The sequence below is a fragment of the Pseudomonas palmensis genome (assembly GCF_017848315.1).
Lineage (GTDB): Bacteria > Pseudomonadota > Gammaproteobacteria > Pseudomonadales > Pseudomonadaceae > Aquipseudomonas > Aquipseudomonas palmensis.
The window spans coordinates 16,649-37,652 of record NZ_JAFKEC010000016.1 but is presented as its reverse complement, the minus strand read 5'-3'; the positions used below and the strand labels follow the sequence as shown (position 1 = coordinate 37,652).

Genomic DNA, 21,004 nt, shown 5'->3' with positions numbered 1-21,004 from the left:
CAACTTATAAAAATTTTGAACCTTCCCCAAGCAGCGTTTTGCATGAACGGACCTTTGGTCTCGTGCAGATTGCATGTATTGTCGGGCCTTTCCTGCACTGCTGCGCCGAGCCCATGACTCCCGAGACACTCGAACTGCTGGTCACCCGCGAAATGCCCTATGGCAAGTACCAGGGCCGGCTGATCGCCGACCTGCCCGGCCACTACCTCAACTGGTTCGCCCGCCAGGGCTTTCCCAAGGGCGAACTGGGCGGGCTGCTGGCGCTGATGCACGAGGTCGACCACAACGGCCTGGCCGACCTGCTCGAACCGCTGCGCAAGAAGCACCCGCGCCCACGCCCCTGATCAGGCCTTGGCCGGCTCCAGTGCCAGCTCGGCCACGTCCCTGCGCTTGAGCACCGCGTACACCACAGCGGTCAGCAGGCTGCCGGCGGCGATGGCCAGCAGGTACAGCAGGGCGTGGTTGATCGCGTTCGGAATCAGCATCACGAACAGCCCGCCGTGGGGCGACATCAGCTTGCAACCGAAATACATCGACAGCGCGCCGGCCAGTGCACCGCCGACCACGCTGGCGGGGATCACCCGCAGCGGGTCCTTGGCCGCGAACGGGATCGCCCCCTCCGAAATGAAGCACATGCCCAGCACCAGCGCCGCCTTGCCGGCCTCGCGCTCGCTCTGGGCGAACTTGCGTCGCGCCAGGAAGGTGGCGATGCCCAGGCCGATCGGCGGCACCATGCCGGCGGCCATGGTCGCGGCCATCGGCGCCATGCTCTGGTTGGCCAGCAGGCCCACCGAGAAGGCATAGGCGGCCTTGTTCACCGGCCCGCCCAGGTCCACGCACATCATGGCGCCGAGCAGTATGCCCAGCAGCACCGCGTTGGCAGTGCCCATGCTGTCGAGAAAATGCGTCAGGCCATCGAGCATGCCGGCCACCGGCTTGCCCACCACGTAGATCATCACCAGGCCGGTGAACAGGCTGGCCAGCAGCGGGATGATCAGGATCGGCTTGAGACTCTCCAGGCTGCTGGGCAGGCGGACCCAGTGGCTGATCGCCTTGGCCGCGTAGCCGGCCACGAAGCCTGCGACGATGCCGCCGATGAAGCCGGCGCCCAGCGAACTGGCGAGCAGCCCGCCGATCATGCCCGGCGCCAGGCCCGGGCGGTCGGCAATCGAATAAGCGATGTAGCCGGCCAGCAGCGGCACCATCAGCTTGAATGCGGCGTCTTCGCCGATCTGGCGCAGGGCGGCGGCCAGGGTGCCCGGCTCCTTGTAGGCATCGAGCCCGAACATGTATGCCAGGGCGATCAGCAACCCGCCTGCCACCACCATCGGCAACATGAACGACACCCCGGTCAGCAGGTGCTTGTACACCCCAGCCCTTTCACTGCGTGCAGGTGCGGTGCCGGCGCTGCCGGCGGCACGCTCTTCGCGACCTTCGGCCAGCGCCTTGTTCAAGGTGGCCTGGGCCTGCTTGAGGGCCACGCCGGTGCCACAGCGGTAGATGCGCTTGCCGGCGAAGCGCTCGGTGGGCACTTCGATATCGGCGGCCAGCAGTACCACGTCGGCTTCGGCGATGGCCGCGGCGCTCAGCGGGGTGCGTGCCCCCACCGAGCCCTGGGTTTCGACGGCCAGTTGATAACCCAGTTGCCGCGCCGCCTGCTGCAAGGCTTCGGCGGCCATGAAGGTGTGCGCCACCCCGGTGGGGCAGGCAGTGACCGCAACGATCTTCTTCACCGCCCCCGCTGCGGCCGGCGCAGGCGCCATGGCTTCGGGCTGGTGCACCTGGGCCTGTTCGGCGGCCAGGCGCAGAAAGCTCTCCACATCCTGCAGGGCCTGGGCCGGGGTGCTCTGGAACAGGCGCTTGCCGGCAAAGCGCTGCAGGTCGAACGGGCCGGTGCTGATCACCAGCACCCAGTCGGCGGCGGCGATCACTGCCGGCGAAAGCTGGCGCTCGGGATGGTCGGGGTCGTGCACCTCGACACTGGTGCTCCAGCCCTGGCGCTGCGCGGCCGCATCCAGCAGGCGCGCGCTGAGCAGGCTGGACACCTGGCCGTTGGGGCAGGCGGTGACGATGGCGATCTTCATTGTTCACCCTCTTGTCGAGCGTGGGGAATCTGCACCCGGACGGCATCTTCGAGCTGCGCCAGTTGCACGCGGTCGCCGATGCCGAAGCCGATCTGGGTCACGGCCTGGGCGGCAATCGCGGTGGCGCGGCGCAAGGTCTGCGCGGCAGGCTCGGCATTGAGCAGGCCGTGCAGCATGCCGGCCAGCAACGAATCGCCCGCGCCCACCGTGCTGGCCACCACCACCTGGGGCGGCAGCGCCTGCAGGGCGCCGTCGCGCCGGAACCAGATCACCCCCTGCTCGCCCTGGGACACCACCACATGCTCGACGCCCTGGTCGATCAACTGGCGGGCAGCGGCCTGCTGCTCGGCAATGCTGTGCAGCGGGCGGCCCAGCGCTTCGGCCAGTTCGTCGGTATTGGGCTTGACCAGCCACGGCGCGCTCTTGAGCCCGGCGATCAAGGCCGCACCACTGCTGTCCAGGATCACCTTCAGGCCCAGCGACTTGAACCACGCCAGCAGCATCTGCAGCCACTGCGGGCTCACACCCGGCGGCAGGCTGCCGGCCACCACCACCGCGTCATGCCCGCTGGCCAGGTGCTGCAGGCGCGCCAGCAGCTCGCCCTGGGCGTGTTCGTCGACCTGCGGGCCCACGCCGTTGATATCGGTGACCCGGCCATCGCCCTCCACCAGCTTGAGGTTGTTGCGGGTTTCGCCGGGCACCCGCACGAAGCAATCGGCAAAGCCGCGACGGGCCATCAGGGCCTCGAAGGGCTGCAGGTTGTCCTGGCCCAGGAAGCCGCCCACCGTCACCGAATGCCCCAGGTCGGCCAGCACCTGCGCCACGTTCAGGCCCTTGCCCGCCGCGTGGCTGTGCTGCGCGTGGCTGCGGTTGACCGCGCCGGGCTGCAGGGTGGCGAGGCTGACGGTAAGGTCCAGCGCCGGGTTGAGGGTCAGTGTGAGTATCCGTGCCATCAATGCATCTCCACCCGTGCGCGCACATCGGCGGCACTGCCCTGCACCAGCGCATCACGCGCCAGTTGCCGGGCCTGTTCAAAATTCAGTTCGCGCACCACCGCCTTGACCTCGGCAATGCTGCGCGCCGCCACGCTCAGTTCATCCACGCCCAGCCCCACCAGCACCGCCACCGCCTGGGGGTCGGCGGCCAGTTCACCGCAGATGCCCACCCACTTGCCGTGGGCATGCGCGGCGCGCACGGTGATGTCGATCAGCTGCAGCACCGCCGGGTGCAGGCCATCGGCCTGGGCCGACAGGCTCGGGTGGCCGCGGTCGATGGCCAGGGTGTACTGGGTCAGGTCGTTGGTGCCGACGCTGAAGAAGTCCACCTCCGGCGCCAGCACCGGTGCCAGCAGCGCGGCCGAAGGTACCTCGATCATGATGCCCACCTGCAGGTCGCCGACCGGTATCTCCCGGCGCAGGCGCTCGACCATTGCTCGGGCCTGGCGCCACTCCTCCACCTGCCCGACCATCGGGAACATGATGCGCAGCGGTCGCTCGCCCGCCGCGCGCAACAGGGCGCGCAACTGGCTTTCCATGACCTGCGGCCGTTGCAGGGTCAGGCGAATGCCGCGTACCCCCAGAAACGGGTTTTCCTCCTTGGCGATGGGCCAGTAGGGCAACGGCTTGTCGCCGCCCACATCCAGGGTGCGCACCACCAGCGGCCGGCCCTGCAGGCCGTCGAGCACACGGCGGTACTCGGCTTCCTGGGTGGCCTCGTCGGGCACCTGTGGATGGGCCATGAAGATCAGCTCGGTGCGCAGCAGGCCGATGCCTTCCGCGCCCAGGTCGATCACCTGTTCGATACCCGCGCTTTCACCGATGTTGGCGAACACTTCCACGGCATGCCCGTCGCGGGTCACGGCAGGTTCCAGGCGACGCGCCCGGGCCGCCTGCAGGCGCTGTTCGCGCTGCTCGCGCTCGGCCAGGGCGCGCTGCAGCTCGTCCGCCGCCGGGGCCACGGTCAGGCGCCCACGCTGGCCGTCCAGCAACAGCTCGGTGCCGGCGGCGATCAGCAGCACCGCCGCGCCGGCCCCCACCACCGCCGGGATGCCCAATGCCCGCGCCACGATCGCGCTGTGCGCGGTGGCGCCACCCCGTGCGGTGAGAATCCCGGCCACCCGCGCCGGATCGAGGCGCGCCACATCGGACGGGCCTACTTCGTCCATCACCAGCACATAGGGCTGTTGCGGCTCCGCCACCTCGGCGGCCCCGCACAGGGTGGCCAGCACACGGCGGCCCACGTCGCGCAGGTCGGCGGCGCGTTCGGCCAGCAAGGCGTCGTGCAAGGCCTCCTGCTGCCGCGCTGCGGCCTCGATCACGGTCATCCAGGCCGCTGGGGCGCTTTCGCCCTGGAGCAGGCGCAGCTCGACTTCATCGCCCAGCCCCGGGTCGCTGAGCATTTCCTGGTGAGTGACGAAGATCTCGCGGATGGCCTTGGCCGGGCTGCGCCGGATCAGCGCTTCGAGCTCACTGGCCACCGCGGCCAGGGCACGTTGCAGGCGGTCGCGCTCGATCACCGGCGACTCGCCCCGCAGCGGGTAGTCGAAATGGCGCAGCACCTGCACATGCGCCGGGCCGCAGGCGATGCCCGGCGATGCAGCCACGCCCTGGACCTGCGTGCCCGGCAGCGGCGCGCTCAGCGTCGGCTCGAGCACCTGGGGCGCCGCTACCTCGCTCACCGGTGCCAGCGCCTCGACCGCTTCGCCCAGGCCGGCCTGCACCGCCGCCAGCAACGCCGGCAGCGCGCTGTCGGCCACGCTCGGCTCGGCGATGAACTCCAGTACCTGGCCACGGCGTGCGCCCAGGCTCAACAACTTGCTCAGGCTCTTGACCGACACGGCGGCCTCGCCGCTGTCGACCACGCGCACGCGCACCTCGCCCTCGAACGCCTTGGCAAGTTGCGCCAGCTCCTTGGCCGGGCGCGCATGCAGGCCGTGGGCATTGGCCAGGCCGACGCGAACGCTGGGCCAGTCGGCCGGCAGCTCGCCGCCCAGCACCTCCAGCACCGCACGGCTGCTGGTAGCGCGAAACAGCTCCTGCGCCCGACCTTCGATCAGCAGGGTACACAAGCGTTCGAGCAGGGCCTGGTGCGCCGCGCCCAGGCTGGCCAGGCAGAACAGGCCGTTGAGCGGCTGGCCCAGGTAGCGCAGCGGCTGCTGCGGGGTGACGAACGCCAGGCCCGGCTTGCGCACGGTCTGCTCGCTGTGCAGCCACCACAGGCCATCGCCCAGGGGCAGCGCCTCGACCTGCTGCAGCACGGCGGCAAAGCCATTGCCGGCGCAATCGGCGCGGCGCAGCAGGCGGGCGCCACGCCATACCAGCTCTTCGAAATCCTCGGCGGGCACACCCAGGCCGATCATCTGTGCATCCAGTGCCAGCTCCTGCGGCGCACCCTGCAGCAGCTTGAGCAACGCCTCGGCGCTGCCGGCCCGGCGCAGCGCCTGGGCCAGGTCGGTCTCGCCCAGCGCGCGGGTGAGCAATTGCAGCAGGCGCAGGTGCTCGTCGGAGCGCGCGGCGATGCCGATGGCCAGGTACACGATCTGCCCGTCACCCCAGTCCACGCCCTCGGGGAACTGCAACAGGCGCACGCCGGTGGCATGCACCAGCTCGCGGGTCTGCGGGGTACCGTGGGGGATGGCGATGCCCTGGCCGAGAAAGGTCGAGCCCTGCGCTTCACGCGCCTGCAGCCCGGCCAGGTAGCCCTCGGCCACCAGCCCGTCGGCCACCAGGCGCTCGGCCAGCAGCTGCAGCGCGGCGGTCTTGTCCACGGCCGACTGGCCCATGGAAATCTGCTCTATGGTGAGCTCGAGCATGAACCTCTCCTTTGCAGCGCCGGGCCGGCGCCGAGGTATTGTTGTGAATTTAGCAGCACCCGACACGTCGCAGGGCCGGGCGCAGGCGAAGGCCACGGCAGAAAAATCGCCTGCTGAATCGTTTAACCTAGAATAGCGTGCACGTTACTCGATAACCTGCGAACAATGAAAGCCCCATTTTGTCGGACAATTGCGACAATGGTCGTCTGCGCCGATGCTTCGCAATCGGCGACAATACCCGGTCAGGCTCTGCAGCCAACCCCGGTAATAACAAGGAAAATTCGGTGAAACTCAGCGATATCGCCCGTCTGGCCGGTGTGTCCGTTACCACTGCCAGTTATGTCATCAATGGCAAGGCCGAACAGCAACGCATCAGCAGCAGCACGGTAGAGCGTGTGCGTGCGGTGGTCGAGGCCCATGGCTTCACGCCCAACCCGCAGGCGGCCGGGCTGCGCAGCCGTCACACGCGCACCCTTGGCTTCATCCTGCCAGACCTGGAAAACCCCAGCTATGCGCGCATCGCCAAGCAACTGGAGCAAGGCGCAAGGGCCCAGGGCTACCAGCTGCTGATCGCCAGCAGCGACGACCAGCCCGACAGCGAGCGCCAGTTGCAGCAGCTGTTTCGCGCACGGCGCTGCGACGCCCTGTTCGTCGCCAGTTGCCTGCCCGAAGACGACGACAGTTACCGCACGCTGCAGGCCAACGGCCTGCCGATCATCGGCATCGACCGCAGCCTGGACCCGGCGCAGTTCTGCTCGGTGGTCAGCGACGACGAGCATGCCAGCCTGCACCTGACCCGCAGCCTGCTCGACAGCGCCCCGGCGCATATCGCACTGATTGGCGCACGCCCTGAGCTGAGCGTCAGCCGCGCTCGCGCACGTGGCTTCGACCAGGCCCTGCAAGGCTTCGACGGACGGGCCAGCCAGCACCAGGGCGAAGCCTTCAGCCGCGAGTGCGGGCGCCGCCTGATGAGCGAGCTGCTGGCCGACCTGGGGCGCCTGCCCGACGCGCTGGTGACCACCTCCTATGTGCTGCTGCAAGGCGTGTTCGATGTGCTGCAGACCCGCCCGCCAGCATCGCGCAGCCTGCACCTGGGCACCTTCGGTGACAACCAGTTGCTGGACTTCCTGCCCCTGCCGGTCAACGCCATGGCCCAGCAGCACGGCCTGATGGCCGAAACCGCCTTGCGCCTGGCGCTGGAGGCGGTGGAGAAGCAGCACTACACGCCGGGTGTGCACGCGGTGGCGCGCACCTTCAAGCAACGCCTCTTCAAGGCCTGACCATGCGCCTGGTAGACACCCACACCCACCTGGACTTTCCCGACTTCGATGCCGACCGCAGCGAAGTGCTGGGGCAGGCGCGCCGCGCCGGGGTCGAGCGCATGGTGGTGCTGGGGGTGTACCAGGACAACTGGCAGCGGGTATGGGAGCTGGTCAAGAGCGATCCGCAGCTGTATGCGGCGTTCGGCCTGCACCCGGTGTACCTGGAACAGCATCGCCCGGAACACCTGCTGGCGCTGGGCGACTGGCTGAGCCGCCTGCGTGGCGACCGGCAGCTGTGCGCGGTGGGCGAGTTCGGCCTGGACTACTACGTGGCCGAGCTGGACCGCGAGCGCCAGCAGGCGCTGTTCGAGGCCCAGTTGCAGCTGGCGGTGGACTTCGACCTGCCGGCGCTGCTGCATGTACGGCGCAGCCATGCCGACGTGATCGCCCGGCTCAAGCGCTTCAAGCTGGCGCGTGGCGGCATCGTGCATGCGTTTGCCGGCAGCTACGAGGAGGCCCGCGAGTACCGCCGCCTCGGGTTCAGGCTGGGGCTGGGCGGGGCGGCCACCTGGCCCCAGGCGCTGCGCCTGCGCAAGGTGCTGCCGCGCCTGGGGCTGGACGGCGTGGTGCTGGAGACCGACTCGCCGGACATGGCCCCGGCGATGTACGCCGGGGTGCGCAACAGCCCTGTGCACCTGCCGCAGATTGCCGTGGCACTGGCTGAGGTGATGGGAGTTGCGCCCCAGGTGCTGGCCGAGGCCAGCACGCGCAATGCCTGCGAGCTGTTTGGCTGGTAATACCGCCCCTGCGCCTTGCCGGCGAAGGGCCCAGCCCTCGCTCAGACCCTGAACGCCCCGATCAACTGCTTCAACTCCATCACCTGCGCCGACAGCTGCCGGCTCGCATCTTCGGTCTGGTGCGCGCCCTCGGTGGTGTGCTCGGCCGCGCGATTGATCTGCACGATGTTCAGGTCGATGTCATGCGCCACCGCCGTCTGCTGCTCCACCGCCGCCGCAATCTGCTGGTTCTGCTCCACGATGCTGCCCATCGCCCCCAGAATGTTGACCAGCGCCTGCTGCACCTGCTGCGACTGCCCCACGGTGCCCGCCGCCATCTGGTGACTGCTGTCCATCGCCCGCACCGCCGCCTCCACCCCGCCCTGCAGGCGTGAGATCATCTGGTCGATTTCCTCGGTCGACTGCTGCGTGCGCTTGGCCAGCGTGCGTACCTCGTCGGCCACCACCGCGAAGCCACGCCCCTGCTCCCCGGCCCGCGCCGCCTCGATGGCGGCGTTGAGCGCCAGCAGGTTGGTCTGCCCGGCGATGCTCTTGATCACCTCCAGCACCTGGCTGATCTGCTGGCTGTCGCTGACCAGCTGGTTGATCACCCCCACCGACTGGTCGATTTCGGCCGCCAGCCCGGCAATGCTGCCCTGCTGCGACTCCACCAGCTCGCGCCCGCTGACCGTCTCGCGGTTGACCCCGTGGGCGCTGTTCACGGCTGCCGCAGCGCTGCGCGCCACTTCCTGGGCAGTGGCCGACATCTGGTTCATGGCCGTGGCCACCTGCTCGATCTGCCCGCGCTGGCCGCTCACCGCCTGGTTGCTGCGCGCCGATACCGCATGCACCTGCTCGGCCTGGTGTTCCACCTCGGCCACCGTCTGCCCGACCCGCTCGATCAGGTCATGGATGCGCCGCACCGTGGTGTTGAACACCTCGCCCAGCTCGCCCAGCTCGTCGCGACTGCGGGCCTGGAAGGTCACCGTCATGTCGCCCCCGGCCACCTTGTCCATCACCTTGCCCAGGGTACGCAGGGTGCTGCGGGTGGAGGCATAGAAGCCGCCATACAGGTAGCCGATCAGCATGAACACCGCCGCCAGGGCCAGCACCAGCAGCACCATGTGCTGGCGGTAGTCGCCCAGGCGCGCCTGCAACTGCTGTTCGAGCACCTGCAGGGTGGCGCCATTGAGCAGGTAGGTCTGCTCGATCAGGCCGCTGACCTGCTGGTAGAACGCCGGCCACGGCGCGTCGAGGGTATCGGCCATCACCACCTGGTCTTCGAGCAGCTCGCTGGCCTGCTTGAGCGACGCCTGGCTGCTGGCGGCCTGGCTGGCCAGCCGCGGCTCGTCGCCCAGGGCGTCCTGCAGGCGAATGGCGTAGTCGGCCGACAGCTTGTCGAGGCTTTTGAGCAGTTCTTCGAAACGGGTACTGGCCGATGAGTTGAGAAACCCCTGGCCCAGCGAGTAAGCCCCGATTGCGCGGCCTTCACCCAGGGTCTGGGTGACCTGGGCGGTGACCGTGGTCAGCAGCTCGCCCATCTGGCGCACGCCGGCATCGCTGTCCTGGCCAAGGCCCGACTGGCTGACCACCAGCTTGCCAAGCAGCTGCGCCTGCGCCAGCAGGGCGTCGTACAGGGCTGCACGGGTCTGCAGCGAGGAGTCGGCCCGCGCCGCCTCGAGCCCTGCCAGCAACTCGTCGCGCCGGGCGGTGAAGGCCTGCACCTGGGCCGGGTCCTCGGTCATCGGGGCCAGCGCGGCCACGCGCTTTGCCACCTGCTGTTCCAGCGCATCGATGCGCGCCTCCAGGTCGTCGGCCTTGCCGGACTGCCCCAGCACCGCGTTGATCTGCACCAGGTTGCCCAGGCTCTCCAGATCACCGCGCACGGCCAGGCTCTCGCTCAGCAGGCCGAGGCTGTGCAGCTCCACACGGGTGGCGTGGAACTTGGCATAGGCGTCGCGCACCAGATAGAAATTGGTGACCAGCATGGGCAGAAAGAACAGCACGCTGATCAGGCTGAACTTCATGCCGAAGCTCAGCCGGTTCATCAATGCGATTGCCGGATACAAGAGGCGCTTCAAGGGTCGTCTCCTTTCGATTTCTTATTGTTTTCTGCGCAATAGCACTAGGCCACTGGCGATCGTCAGCAGCCTCTGTATAGCGCATATCGAAGGGAAGTTTTGTAACTTAAGGTTAACCACCAGTAGCGGCGGCCTGTAGGAACGAGCCGCCGTTGCGGCAGCCCGTTTACACGTTGTGAGTCAGCCGAGCACGGTCCACAGGGCAAAGCCCGCGTACCAGAGCACGGCGGCACGCAGCAGCAGTTCCCACAGGCTGTCGAGCCCGGTCAGGCCTTGCGGGCCGGCCTCGACGTCGGCGGGAATCTCCGCCGCTGCCGTGCCCGCCTGCTCCACCAGGCGCGGCGCACCGATGTGCCAGTTGAGCAGTTCGTGCAGCATCATGCGGCTGACCGCCACAAAGTTGCCCACCAGTGCAAAACTGGCGGCCAGTACCCGCACCGGCGCCCAGTCGAAGGCGTGGCGCAACTGCCGGGCGCGTTCCTGTACCGCCGGGTTGCCGGCCCGCTCGCCCGTCAGCGCCAGCAGCCGGTAAGCCAGCGCTGCAGCCGGGCCCAGCAGCACATACCAGAAGATCACCGCAAAGAAGCTCTGGTAGGCCTGCCACAGCAGGTGCCCCTGCACCTTCTGGATCAGGCCCTGGCTGTCGTCGGCCGTCACCCCCAGGTCGCGCTCGGCCACGTGCACGGCCGCCTGTTCATCGCCGCGTCGCCAGGCATCGCGAAACGGCCCCAGCGCCGCCTTCACATCGCCCCGGCCCAGGCTGTAGATCAGCACCAGCAGGTGCACCGGCAGGGCCAGCAGGCCATAGGCGACCGGGTCGAGCACGTGCAGCAGCAGCGCCAGTACCACCACCGGCAACAGCACCAGAATGCCCAGCACCCACCAGGGGTCGGCCTTGGGCCTGCGCTCCAGGCGGGCCAGTTCGGTGAGAAAGAAGCCGTCGCGTTGCAGGCGCTGGCGCAGCGCCGAGAACTTCTCGACCCACAGCACCAGCAGTAACACCAGAAAACTCATGATCTGTCCTCGTTGACGTGCAGGCTGGCGCGATAGCGTTCCCAGTCGAACGCCGGCCCCGGGTCGGTCTTGCGCCCCGGCGCAATGTCGCTGTGGCCGCGGATTCGCCCCGCGATGGGCCAGGCAGCCTGCAGTTGCAGGGTCAAGTGTTGCAGGGCAGTGTACTGGGCGTCTGTGAACGGCGTCTGATCGGTGCCTTCGAGTTCGATGCCCACGGAAAAGTCGTTGCAGCCCTCGCGGCCCTCGAAGCGCGATACCCCGGCATGCCAGGCCCGGTCCAGGCACGAGACGAACTGGGTGACCCTGCCGTCACGCTCGATCAGAAAGTGCGCCGATACACGCAGGTCCTTGATCTGCTCGAAAAACGCATGCTCGGCGATGGGCAGGCGGTTCTGGAAGAACGCCTGCACCTTGCCGGTGCCGAACTGTCCGGGCGGCAGGCTGATGTTGTGGATCACCAGCAGGCTGATGGCTTCGCCCTCGGGGCGCGCGTTGAAGTTGGGGGAAGGGCAATGGGTGACGCCAGCGACCCAGCCAGTAGCGTGGTCAAGTTGCATAGAAGATCCTGAAGCATGAGGGCTCTGGCGCAGTATGCCCCGAGGAATCGACGGTTGTATCGTTAAAAAGTGCGGGCGCTCAGGGTTGGCGCTGACGCAGTTGGCTGACCACCGAACCCAGTGCACGTTCGAACAGCTGGGTGGCATCGAGCAGGCGTACCTGGCCCTGGCTCAACGCCCCGGCAAGCCCCTGCTGCGACCATTCGCGCAGCTTGCGCCCGGTACGGTCGACGAACACATAGGTGTGGGTGCTGTCGATGATCGCGATCAGCTTGCCGCGCACCGGCTCGTCATCCTCATCGCGCAGCTCGATCCAGGCCCCCGGGCGCAGGTCGCGCACCTGGTGCAGCGCCGGGTCGTCGTCGGGCAGGCTGGAGCACAGCCCGCCCGCCGCCACCGACTCCGGCCCCAGCAGCACGATCCGATCACGCACCAGCACCCGCTCAATACGCGCCTGGCCGGGGTGCCCTGCCCCTTCCACAGCCTGCAGGTGCAGCGCTTCGAGCTGGGCGAAGAACTCGCTGGTGGCAAAGGGATCGTAGGCAACCCGGGTCAACCCCTCGCGCAGGGCCTTGAGCAGGCCCGGCACCTGCTCCAGCAGCCGTGCACGGTCGTCGCCTGTGTGTGACTCGACGCTCCAGAGCAACAGGTCCATGTTGGCCAGCGCGTCCTGCCACTGGGTCGAACCCCGCCCATGCTTGAGGCAGGCCAGCAGCAGCACCTGGCTCCAGGCCTGCTCGATCACCCGTACCACGCCTTGCGGCAGGCACTTGCCGAGCAGGCGCAGGTTGAGTTCGCTTTCAACCTGCTGGCGCGCCAGCACGGTGCGTGCCCGGCCCTCTTCGGCATCGCGGGTGCGCTGTTCGAGCAACTCGGTACGGCGGCGCTCATCGGCACTGAAGGCAAGGAACTCGGCCAGCAGCTCGGCGAAGATCTGCGGGTCGTCGGCAAAATCGGTGAGCAGGCGCTGCACGATGGCCTCGACCCGCAGGTACAGCTCGTCGCGCTGCACGTCATCACGCGCGCCCCAGCCCATCGCCACTGCGGCAATCTCGTCGAGCAGGCGGCGCGCCGGGTGGGTGGCGCGGCTGAAGAAGCTCTTGTCGAGCAGCGCCACCTTGAGCATCGGGATCTGCAGGCGTGCGATCAACTGGCGCAGCGAATGCGGCAGGTTGCGATCGCCGAGGATGAAGTCGAAGAGCATGGCGATCAGGTTGATCACATCCTCATCGATCACCTCGACCCTGCGGTACTTGCCGCTTTGCACGCTGGCCCGGGTCAGCAGCTGCTCCAGCTGGTGGCGCAGGTCGAAGTCCTGCACCTCCCCCGCTGCCGGCACGAACTGCTGCAGGTGCGAGAGCAGGCGCAGCAGATCCTGCCTGCTGATCGGCTGCACCCGGTCATAGGGCTCCAGGCGCGGGGCCACCCGACCGCGCACCGGGGACAACAGCACCTGCAGCGAGGCGAAGGCGGCCTGCGCCCCGGCATCGGCCATCAGCGGGGCTGGCTTGACCTCCGGATCGCCGGCCGGGTGCGCCGGTTCGGCCGCCGGGGTGCGCCAGCCCGGCGCGCTCTTGAGGTCGGGCAGGATCCCGGTGGCGCTCAACAGCTGGTTGGCTTCGCCGTACAACTGGCCGACGTCGCACAGCACGTAACGCTCGAACAGCTTGAGCAGTATCAGCTTGACCTTGATGCCCACGCCCAGGCTGCGCCCGGCCTGCAGAAAGTACTCGCACAGCAGCGCCGGCCCCAGCGGGTTGGCGCGATCGTCCAGGCGCTGGCTGATCAGGCTGTTCATGCGCAGGGTCAGCTGGCCGAGGGCGAAGCCGTCACGCGTGGCCACGCGGGCCACCATCGTCTCCACAGCCTGGGCCCGCTCACGCGCATCGTCGGCCATCAGCGCCTGCCTGTCGTAGCCACGGCGCGCCAACGGCGCTGTCGGGTCGTTGCCGGCAATATCGATGAAGGCGTCATAGAACAGGTCGAGGAAGGCACGCTCGATGCTCTTGCGCTTGAGGCGCAGGTCGCGCATCGCTTCGAAGAACAGGCTGCGGTCATGGTTGTCGGAGGCCGTGTCGGCCATTTCGAAGAGCGTGTCGTCGGCGTTGTCGAACAGCCCCTGCAGCGCCTGGCGCAGGTGCTGCGCTGCCTTGTCGCGCACTTGCAGCAGGATGACCGGCAGACGAGCGAACGGCGTGCGTGACGCCTGATCGGTGGCCGCCTTGAACGGCACCACCTTCCCGTCATTGGGCATCCCGGTCTCCTTGCTGGGTTGGCTACGAAGTGGATTGAATGGCTGTCAAAGTCATGACGCCAATTACAAGGCGCGCATTATCTGGCAAAAACGCGCGGCCTGCCAGCGAACTGTGCAGTACGTTTCGGCCAGCCTGTGGATAGACCGCCATGGGGCGCAAATGCTCATTTGCTGCGACCAAAGGCGGATTGCTGCACGCCCGCCCCGGGCTGCCCTATAATCGCGGCCACCTAGCTTGTGGAGCCCACCATGCCGAATCTACGCCTCGCCGACCTGACCGCCGAAATCGAAGCCAACGTGCGCCGTGCGTTGCTCGAGGATGTCGGCAGCGGCGACATCACCGCCCAGCTGATTCCTGCCGAGCGCCTGGCCAAGGCCACCATCATTACCCGCGACGACTGCGTGATCAGCGGCACGGCCTGGGTGGACGCGGTGTTTCGTCAGCTCGACCCGCGGGTGGCGGTGCACTGGCAGGTCAAGGACGGCGACCGGGCCACGGCCAATCAGGCACTGTTCCACCTGAAAGGGCCGGCCCGCTCGCTGCTGACCGGCGAGCGCAGCGCGCTGAACTTTTTGCAGCTGCTGTCGGGGGTGGCCACCCATGCGCGGCACCTGGCCGACCTGGTGACCGATACCCAGGTCAAGCTGCTGGATACGCGCAAGACCCTGCCGGGCCTGCGCCTGGCGCAGAAGTACGCAGTGACCTGCGGCGGCTGCCACAATCATCGCATCGGCCTGTACGACGCGTTTCTGATCAAGGAAAACCACATTGCCGCCAGCGGCGGGATTGCCGAAGCGATCGCTGCGGCGCGCCGCATTGCGCCGGGCAAGCCGGTGGAAATCGAGGTGGAGAGCCTGGATGAACTGCAGCAGGCGCTGGAGGCCGGGGCCGACATCGTCATGCTCGACGAGCTGAACCTGGACGAAATGCGCGAGGCGGTGCGCCTCAATGCCGGCAAGGCCAAGCTGGAAGCCAGCGGCGGGATCAGCGAAAGCACGTTGCGCGCAATTGCCGAGACGGGGGTGGACTACATCTCGATCGGGGCAATGACCAAGGATGTGAAGGCAGTGGACCTGTCGATGCGCCTGAGCCTGTAAGAAACATCGCCGGCAAGGCCGGCTCCTACAGGGTTGTGCATGAACCTGTAGGAGCCGGCCTTGCCGGCGAAGGGGCCAATCAGAACGAAGCGTTCTGCAGGCCGTCCAGGTAACGCTCGACATCCAGTGCCGCCATGCAGCCGGCACCGGCCGAGGTGATTGCCTGGCGATACACGTGGTCGGCCACGTCGCCGGCGGCGAATACGCCCTCGATGCTGGTGGCGGTGGCATTGCCGTCACGCCCGCCGTTGACCACCATGTAGCCATCCTTGAGCGCCAGCTGGCCTTCGAACAGCGAGGTGTTGGGGGTGTGACCGATGGCGATGAACACGCCGTCGACCTTCACTTCATCGAAGCTGCCGTCGTTGTTCTTCAGGCGCGCACCGGTCACACCCATGTTGTCGCCCAGCACTTCGTCCAGGGTGGCGTTGAGCTTGAGCTCGATCTTGCCTTCGGCCACGCGGGCGTGCAGCTTGTCGATCAGGATCTTCTCGGCGCGGAAGGTCTCGCGGCGGTGCACCAGGGTCACCTTGCTGGCGATGTTGGCCAGGTACAGGGCTTCCTCGACGGCAGTGTTGCCACCACCGACCACGGCCACCGGCTTGTTGCGGTAGAAGAACCCGTCACAGGTCGCGCAGGCCGAAACGCCCTTGCCCATGAACGCCTCTTCCGACGGCAGGCCCAGGTAGCGCGCGCTGGCGCCGGTGGCGATGATCAGTGCGTCGCAGGTGTAGGTGGCGCTGTCGCCCTTGAGGGTGAACGGCTTGTTGGCCAGGTCCACGGCGTTGATGTGGTCGAACACCACTTCGGTCTCGAAACGCTCGGCATGCTCCTGCATGCGCTGCATCAGCGCAGGGCCGGTCAGGCCATGTGCATCGCCCGGCCAGTTGTCGACTTCGGTGGTGGTGGTCAGCTGGCCGCCAGCCTGCATGCCGGTGATCAGCAGCGGCTTGAGGTTGGCACGGGCCGCGTACACGGCGGCGCTGTAACCGGCAGGGCCGGAACCGAGAATGATCACTCGCGAATGACGAACTTCAGACATGAAACGCTCCTGTCGAGCTGGCGAGCCAGCCACATGACGCCGGGGGCTCCGGCTGGAATAAAAAAGAACCCGCGAAGCACTTGGGGAAGGCTATTGGCCGCAGGTTCTGGAAACCGTGAAATTGGTGCGACTGTAACGAGGAGGCAGAGATTAAGGAAATATCCTTAGACAATCCACCTTATAGACGACCTCTATTCACCTGCCGAGCACCGGCCGCTTTGCCTATAAATGATCGACAGGGTTTTGTTACCGGGGGTTGCGCGCATTTCGCCGCGCTTTCGCCCAGGCGTCAAACTCGGTAAGGTCGGCGCGTTTACCACCGCTCGGAGCCTTTTATGCAAGCCCCTGTCCTGTCTGGCCCCCAATACCTGCGCGAGGGCCTGAAACTGGTCCTGAGCCCGGGCCTGCGCCTGTTCGTACTGCTGCCGCTGGCGGTCAACCTGCTGCTGTTCGTGGGCCTGATCTATTTTGCCGGTCACCAGTTCAGCCTGTGGGTGGACTCGCTGATCCCGACCCTGCCGGGCTGGCTGAGCTTTCTCAACTATGTGCTGTGGCCGCTATTCGTGGTGCTGGTGGTGCTGATGGTGTTCTTCACCTTCACCATGCTGGCCAACATCATCGCGGCACCGTTCAACGGTTTTCTGGCCGAAAAGGTCGAGGTGGTGGTACGTGGCACCGACCCGTTCCCGGCCTTCAGCTGGGGCGAACTGGCCGCCATGGTGCCGCGCACCCTGAGCCGCGAACTGCGCAAGCTGGGCTACTTCGTGCCGCGCGCCCTGGCGCTGTTCATCCTGTCGTGGATCCCGGTGGTCAACATCGTGGCCGCACCGCTGTGGCTGCTGTTCGGTGTCTGGATGATGGCCATCCAGTACATCGACTACCCGGCAGACAACAACAAGATGAGCTGGCAGGACATGCTCGCCTGGCTGCGCGCCAAGCGCTGGCAGAGCCTGGGCTTTGGCGGCTCGGTGTACCTGGTGCTGCTGATCCCGTTCGTGAACATCGTGATGATGCCTGCCGCCATCGCCGGTGCCACGCTGTTCTGGGTACGCGAACGCGGCTGACGGTTGCCGGGGCGACGGTGGCGACGGTGCAAGGCCGCCGCCACCGCGCCGTCAGGGCGCCAGCTGGTTGGAGAACTGGCCGACCGCGTCCACCACCTTCTGCGCCCCGTCCTGAATCTCGACGATCACCGTACCGGTCTGCCCGGCCAGCGACAGGCCCTCTTCGGCCTGGCGCTTGCTGTTGTCGATGATGTCGACCGCCGCCTTGGCCAACTGGGCGTTCTGCTGCACCACCCGGGCGATTTCCTCGGTGGCGGTGCTGGTGCGCGAGGCCAGTTGCCGCACCTCGTCGGCCACCACCGCAAAACCCCGGCCCTGCTCGCCGGCACGCGCGGCTTCGATGGCCGCATTGAGCGCCAGCAGGTTGGTCTGCCCGGCAATGTCGCTGATGGTCTTGATGATCGAACCGATCACCTGGGACTGCTTGTCCAGCGCCTCGATGCCGTCGGCGGCCTGCTGCATGTACGTCTCCAGGCCACGCATGACCTCGACCGTCTGAGTCACCACCTCGGTGGCGCGACGTGCACTGGAGTCGGTGTCCAGGGACGTGGTGTAGGCGATGTCGGCGGCGTGGGCCACCGCCGCTTCCTGGTTGACCTGGTCGGTGATCACGGTGGCGAACTTGACCACCTTGTACAGCACGTCATGGGCGTCGATGATCGGGTTGTACGACGCCTCCAGCCAGACCACGCGGCCATGGGCATCGATGCGCTTGAAGCGCTCGGCCACGAACTCGCCACGGCGCAGTTTTTCCCAGAACTGCTGGTAATGCGCCGAGTTGTACTCTTCCGGCTCGCAGAACATGCGGTGGTGCTTGCCGCGCACCTGCTCCAGGGAATAGCCCATGGTCTTGAGGAAGCGGTCGTTGGCAGCCAGCACCTCGCCGTTGAGGTTGAACTCGATCACTGCCGTGGAGCGCATCAGGGCCTTGATCAGGCTCTCGTGCTCGCGTGACGTCTCGATGGTGCGGGTCAGGTCGCTGGAGTGCAGGGTGAAGTAGCGCAGGCGCCCGTCACTGCCCTTGACCGGCTGCAGGATCGAGCGCAGCCAGGCTTCCTCGCCGTTGCCGCGCAGCAGGCGAAACGCGCCGTTGAGGTGCTCGCCGCGGTTGATCGCCTGCCTCATGCGCTGGTAGAAATCCAGCGGCTTCACATGCGCCGGCACGATCTCTTCGATGTTGCGGCCCAGCAGCTGCTGGCTGCTGTAGCGCATCTCTTTCTCGAAGTTGCCGTTGACCGCTTCGATACGGCCCTGGGGGTCCAGTTGCAGCACCAGCATCTCGCTGTCCAGGCTGCACTTGACCTGCTCCATGGTCATCAGCTCTTCGCGCAGCCTGGCATTTTCTTGTTTCAGTTTGCTGTTGAACATCACCGCTCCTGGAGCGAAAGCCTCATTCGAATGCATCTTCATCGGCTGGCGATGCGGCATTCTTGAGGCGCTGGCCAAGCTTATTTTCACAGCGCAAAAGCGCCAATGATCGGGCGTCATGTATCCGTCATTTTGCTGTCATCCGGGCGCAATCGGCACCTCGGAAAATCCTCCCATGACCAGTCCCGCCGCCCTGCACATCACCCTTGTCAGCGAAACCTTCCCACCCGAAATCAATGGCGTGGCCAACACCCTTGGCCGCCTGCACGAAGGCCTGCGCCTGCGCGGCCACCGGGTGGAGCTGGTGCGCCCGCGCCAGGCCGGCGATGCCGCCGGCCCTGCGCAGGCCGACCTGCTGTTGTGCCGTGGCTGGCCCCTGCCCGGCTACCCCGGCCTGCAATGGGGGCAGGTGTCGATGCACAAGCTGCTGCGCCGCTGGCGCCGCGACCGCCCGGACGTGCTGTACATCGCCACCGAGGGGCCACTGGGCCTGAGTGCACTGCGGGCGGCGCGGCGCCTGGGCATCGCGGTGGTCAGCGGCTTTCATACCAACTTCCAGCAGTACTCCGGCCAGTACGGCTTCGGCCTGCTCACGCGGCTGGTCACCCGTTACCTGCGCGGCTTCCACCATCGCTGCCACAGCACCCTGGTGCCCAGCGTCAGCCAGCGCCTGGAGCTGCAGCGGCGCGGCTTCGAACGCCTGACCCTGCTGTCGCGCGGGGTCGACAGCAACCTGTTCAACCCGGCCCGGCGCCGCCAGAGCTTGCGCGACCAGTGGGGCCTTGGGCCCGACGACATCGCCCTGCTGCATGTGGGGCGCCTGGCCACCGAGAAGAACCTGGGCCTGCTCGGCCAGTGCCTGGACGCCCTGCGCAAGGCCTACCCCCTGCGCAACCTGCGCCTGATCGTGGTGGGGGACGGCCCGCAGCGCGGCGCACTCGAGCAGCAGTTGCCAGGTGCCGTGTTCTGCGGGGTACAGCGCGGCGAATGCCTGGCCGAACACTACGCCTCGGGGGATATCTTCCTGTTCCCGAGCCTGACCGAAACCTTCGGCAACGTGGTGCTGGAGGCGCTGGCCTCCGGCCTTGGGGTGGTGGCCTACGACGAGGCCGCAGCAGCCCAGCACATTCGTCATGGGCACAGTGGCGCACTGGCCATGCCGGGGGATGCAGAGGCCTTCATCGATGCCGCCAGCTGGCTGCTGGAAGACAGCGAGACCTTGCGCCGGGTGCGCCTCAATGCCCGCCAGCATGCCAGCCGCCAGGGCTGGCCGGCCATCGTCGAACAGTTCGAGGCGCACCTGCGCGGCGCCTGCGAACAGGCACCGGCACCGTCTCAGCGCCGCGTCGATGCGGCGCTGCTGGTCAAGCCAGGCTCGTCAGCGCCTCGCGGCTGAACGGCAGGATGTCCTGCTCGCGCCCCTCACGCACCTTGGCCGCCCACTGGGCATCCACCAGCAAGGCACGCCCTACGGCCACCAGGTCGAACTCCTGGTCGCCCAGGCGCTGCAGCAGTTTCTCCAGGCTGGCCGGTTGCGCCACCTTGTCGGTGTCGACCATGAACTGCAGAAACTCCCCATCCAGGCCCACGCTGCCCACGGTGATGGTGGGCTTGCCGGTGAGCAGGCGGGTCCAGCCAGCCAGGTTCAGGTCCGAGCCTTCGAACTCAGGCTCCCAGAAGCGGCGCGTGGAGCAGTGGAAGATATCCACGCCGGCGTCGGCCAGCGGGCGCAGGAACTCGCCCAGCGCCTCGGCGTTGTCGACCAGGCGGGCGCTGTAGTCCTGCTGCTTCCATTGCGAGAAGCGCAGGATGATCGGAAAGTCCGGGCCTACGGCGGCGCGTACCGCCTGCACCAGCTCGATGGCAAAGCGCGAGCGGCCGGCCAGGTCGCCGCCGTACTCATCGCTGCGCTGGTTGCTCGCAGCCCAGAAGAACTGGTCGATCAGGTAGCCGTGTGCGCCGTGGATCTCGACGCCATCCATGCCGATGGCCTTGGCATCGCGGGCAGCCTGGGCGAACGCCTCGATCACGTCGCGGATGTCGGCATGACTCATGCCGTGCACCACCACCTGGCCATCCTTGAGTTTTTCGCTGGGGCCGTAACCCGGCACGCTGGCGTCCGGCTCGGTACCCAGGCGGCGCACGCTGCCCACGTGCCACAGTTGCGGCACGATCCTGCCGCCTTCGGCGTGTACGGCATCGACGACCTTCTTCCAGCCCGCCAGGGCATCTTCACCATGAAAGCGCGGCACGTTGGGGTAACCGTTGGCGGCCGGGTGGTCGACGGTAGTGCCTTCGGTGATGATCAGGCCGACATCGGCAGCGGCGCGGCGGCGGTAATACTCGACCACCTGCGCATGAGGCACACCGCCGGGGCAGAAGGTTCGGGTCATCGGTGCCATGACCACACGGGTCGGCAGCTCGAGGGCGCCCAGCTTGAAGGGGGTGAACAGGGCTTGAGCAGGCATTCGGCGCTCCTGGGAAAGGGATGGCGCCTGAGCATAGGGCGGGATTGTCGCTGACCCCAGTACTATTGATAGCGGTGATCGGGGTGGATTTTTCGCCGGCAAGGCCGGCTCCTGCATACGACGGT

General features: G+C 67.3%; 15 protein-coding genes and 2 pseudogenes. 6 read left to right on the top strand and 11 right to left on the bottom strand.

The features are described 5' to 3' along the window. The first annotated feature begins 113 nt into the window (after positions 1-113). Complete coding sequence (locus JZZ72_RS11460; protein ID WP_043864478.1) at positions 114-344, top strand: DUF3820 family protein; 231 nt, start codon at positions 114-116, stop codon at positions 342-344. Here the strand turns inward: JZZ72_RS11460 and JZZ72_RS11455 are convergent, their stop codons facing one another. From JZZ72_RS11455 to ptsP, 3 genes are read right to left on the bottom strand one after another with little or no spacing between them, the layout of a single operon-like run. Beyond that, positions 345-2,084, bottom strand: a complete 1,740-nt coding sequence (locus tag JZZ72_RS11455; RefSeq protein ID WP_210014481.1) for a PTS fructose-like transporter subunit IIB — start codon at positions 2,082-2,084, stop codon at positions 345-347. Next, positions 2,081-3,037, bottom strand: coding sequence for a 1-phosphofructokinase (pfkB, locus tag JZZ72_RS11450; protein WP_210014480.1), 957 nt, complete (start codon positions 3,035-3,037; stop codon positions 2,081-2,083). The genes JZZ72_RS11455 and pfkB overlap by 4 nt, the downstream gene beginning before the upstream one ends. After that, positions 3,037-5,895 carry a phosphoenolpyruvate--protein phosphotransferase gene (ptsP, locus tag JZZ72_RS11445; protein ID WP_210014479.1) on the bottom strand — a complete coding sequence of 953 codons (2,859 nt, stop codon included), beginning with the start codon at positions 5,893-5,895 and terminating at the stop codon, positions 3,037-3,039. Before ptsP ends, pfkB begins: the two co-directional genes overlap by 1 nt. 284 nt (positions 5,896-6,179) lie before the next feature. Here ptsP and cra point away from each other — a divergent pair, with 284 nt between their 5' ends. Further along, on the top strand, positions 6,180-7,175 hold the full coding sequence (gene cra / locus JZZ72_RS11440; protein ID WP_054916282.1) for a catabolite repressor/activator: 996 nt from the start codon (positions 6,180-6,182) through the stop codon (positions 7,173-7,175). 2 nt (positions 7,176-7,177) lie between these two features. Continuing rightward, complete coding sequence (locus JZZ72_RS11435) at positions 7,178-7,954, top strand: TatD family hydrolase (protein ID WP_054916281.1); 777 nt, start codon at positions 7,178-7,180, stop codon at positions 7,952-7,954. A 41-nt stretch (positions 7,955-7,995) separates the two neighbouring features. On the opposite strand, the gene JZZ72_RS11430 is transcribed toward JZZ72_RS11435, so the two are convergent. The 4 genes from JZZ72_RS11430 to JZZ72_RS11415 form a co-directional block, all read right to left on the bottom strand. After that, complete coding sequence (locus tag JZZ72_RS11430; RefSeq protein WP_054916280.1) at positions 7,996-10,014, bottom strand: methyl-accepting chemotaxis protein; 2,019 nt, start codon at positions 10,012-10,014, stop codon at positions 7,996-7,998. Between the two features lie 180 nt (positions 10,015-10,194). Then, the gene (gene ampE, locus JZZ72_RS11425; RefSeq protein ID WP_043864382.1) at positions 10,195-11,028 is read right to left on the bottom strand and encodes a regulatory signaling modulator protein AmpE; all 834 of its coding nucleotides are present in this window, start codon (positions 11,026-11,028) and stop codon (positions 10,195-10,197) included. Further along, positions 11,025-11,585 (bottom strand): 1,6-anhydro-N-acetylmuramyl-L-alanine amidase AmpD, encoded by a 561-nt coding sequence (gene ampD / locus JZZ72_RS11420; RefSeq protein WP_043864381.1) that lies wholly within the window; start codon positions 11,583-11,585, stop codon positions 11,025-11,027. The genes ampE and ampD overlap by 4 nt, the downstream gene beginning before the upstream one ends. 79 nt (positions 11,586-11,664) lie before the next feature. Then, positions 11,665-13,839, bottom strand: a complete 2,175-nt coding sequence (locus JZZ72_RS11415) for a DUF1631 domain-containing protein (RefSeq protein ID WP_116052837.1) — start codon at positions 13,837-13,839, stop codon at positions 11,665-11,667. A 249-nt stretch (positions 13,840-14,088) separates the two neighbouring features. Between JZZ72_RS11415 and nadC the strand changes: the two genes are divergently transcribed. Further along, positions 14,089-14,937, top strand: a complete 849-nt coding sequence (nadC, locus tag JZZ72_RS11410; RefSeq protein WP_210014478.1) for a carboxylating nicotinate-nucleotide diphosphorylase — start codon at positions 14,089-14,091, stop codon at positions 14,935-14,937. A gap of 79 nt (positions 14,938-15,016) precedes the next feature. On the opposite strand, the gene trxB is transcribed toward nadC, so the two are convergent. Further along, a complete protein-coding gene (gene trxB, locus JZZ72_RS11405; protein ID WP_043864378.1) occupies positions 15,017-15,979 on the bottom strand; it encodes a thioredoxin-disulfide reductase in 963 nt (320 codons plus the stop codon). Positions 15,980-16,314: 335 nt separating this feature from the next. Between trxB and cysZ the strand changes: the two genes are divergently transcribed. Further along, positions 16,315-17,043 (top strand): sulfate transporter CysZ, encoded by a 729-nt coding sequence (gene cysZ / locus JZZ72_RS11400; protein ID WP_054916276.1) that lies wholly within the window; start codon positions 16,315-16,317, stop codon positions 17,041-17,043. Positions 17,044-17,094: 51 nt separating this feature from the next. Here cysZ and JZZ72_RS28255 read toward each other — a convergent pair. Together JZZ72_RS28255 and JZZ72_RS28250 are read right to left on the bottom strand one after the other, a co-directional pair. Further along, positions 17,095-17,457, bottom strand: a pseudogene (locus tag JZZ72_RS28255) (methyl-accepting chemotaxis protein); the annotation flags it as partial. Positions 17,458-17,685: 228 nt separating this feature from the next. Beyond that, positions 17,686-18,321: pseudogene (locus tag JZZ72_RS28250) on the bottom strand (PAS domain-containing protein); the annotation flags it as partial. Positions 18,322-18,586: 265 nt separating this feature from the next. On the opposite strand from JZZ72_RS28250, the gene JZZ72_RS11390 reads away from it, so the two are divergent. Next, the gene (locus JZZ72_RS11390; RefSeq protein WP_210014476.1) at positions 18,587-19,807 is read left to right on the top strand and encodes a glycosyltransferase family 4 protein; all 1,221 of its coding nucleotides are present in this window, start codon (positions 18,587-18,589) and stop codon (positions 19,805-19,807) included. Here the strand turns inward: JZZ72_RS11390 and JZZ72_RS11385 are convergent. Next, entirely contained in the window at positions 19,776-20,879 is a 1,104-nt protein-coding gene (locus tag JZZ72_RS11385) for an NADH:flavin oxidoreductase (protein ID WP_088515278.1), read from the bottom strand. The two genes, JZZ72_RS11390 and JZZ72_RS11385, sit on opposite strands and share 32 nt — an antisense overlap. Positions 20,880-21,004 lie beyond the last annotated feature (125 nt).

Excerpts from the sequence above, each read along its gene's own strand:
- nadC (WP_210014478.1), top strand. The coding sequence starts at position 14,089 with ATGCCGAATCTACGCCTCGCCGACCTGACCGCCGAAATCGAAGCCAAC.
- JZZ72_RS11460 (WP_043864478.1), top strand. The coding sequence starts at position 114 with ATGACTCCCGAGACACTCGAACTGCTGGTCACCCGCGAAATGCCCTAT.
- JZZ72_RS11385 (WP_088515278.1), bottom strand. The coding sequence starts at position 20,879 with ATGCCTGCTCAAGCCCTGTTCACCCCCTTCAAGCTGGGCGCCCTCGAG.
- JZZ72_RS11415 (WP_116052837.1), bottom strand. The coding sequence starts at position 13,839 with ATGCCCAATGACGGGAAGGTGGTGCCGTTCAAGGCGGCCACCGATCAG.
- ampD (WP_043864381.1), bottom strand. The coding sequence starts at position 11,585 with ATGCAACTTGACCACGCTACTGGCTGGGTCGCTGGCGTCACCCATTGC.
- trxB (WP_043864378.1), bottom strand. The coding sequence starts at position 15,979 with ATGTCTGAAGTTCGTCATTCGCGAGTGATCATTCTCGGTTCCGGCCCT.
- ptsP (WP_210014479.1), bottom strand. The coding sequence starts at position 5,895 with ATGCTCGAGCTCACCATAGAGCAGATTTCCATGGGCCAGTCGGCCGTG.
- ampE (WP_043864382.1), bottom strand. The coding sequence starts at position 11,028 with ATGAGTTTTCTGGTGTTACTGCTGGTGCTGTGGGTCGAGAAGTTCTCG.
- pfkB (WP_210014480.1), bottom strand. The coding sequence starts at position 3,037 with ATGGCACGGATACTCACACTGACCCTCAACCCGGCGCTGGACCTTACC.
- JZZ72_RS11435 (WP_054916281.1), top strand. The coding sequence starts at position 7,178 with ATGCGCCTGGTAGACACCCACACCCACCTGGACTTTCCCGACTTCGAT.
- JZZ72_RS11455 (WP_210014481.1), bottom strand. The coding sequence starts at position 2,084 with ATGAAGATCGCCATCGTCACCGCCTGCCCCAACGGCCAGGTGTCCAGC.
- JZZ72_RS11390 (WP_210014476.1), top strand. The coding sequence starts at position 18,587 with ATGACCAGTCCCGCCGCCCTGCACATCACCCTTGTCAGCGAAACCTTC.
- cysZ (WP_054916276.1), top strand. The coding sequence starts at position 16,315 with ATGCAAGCCCCTGTCCTGTCTGGCCCCCAATACCTGCGCGAGGGCCTG.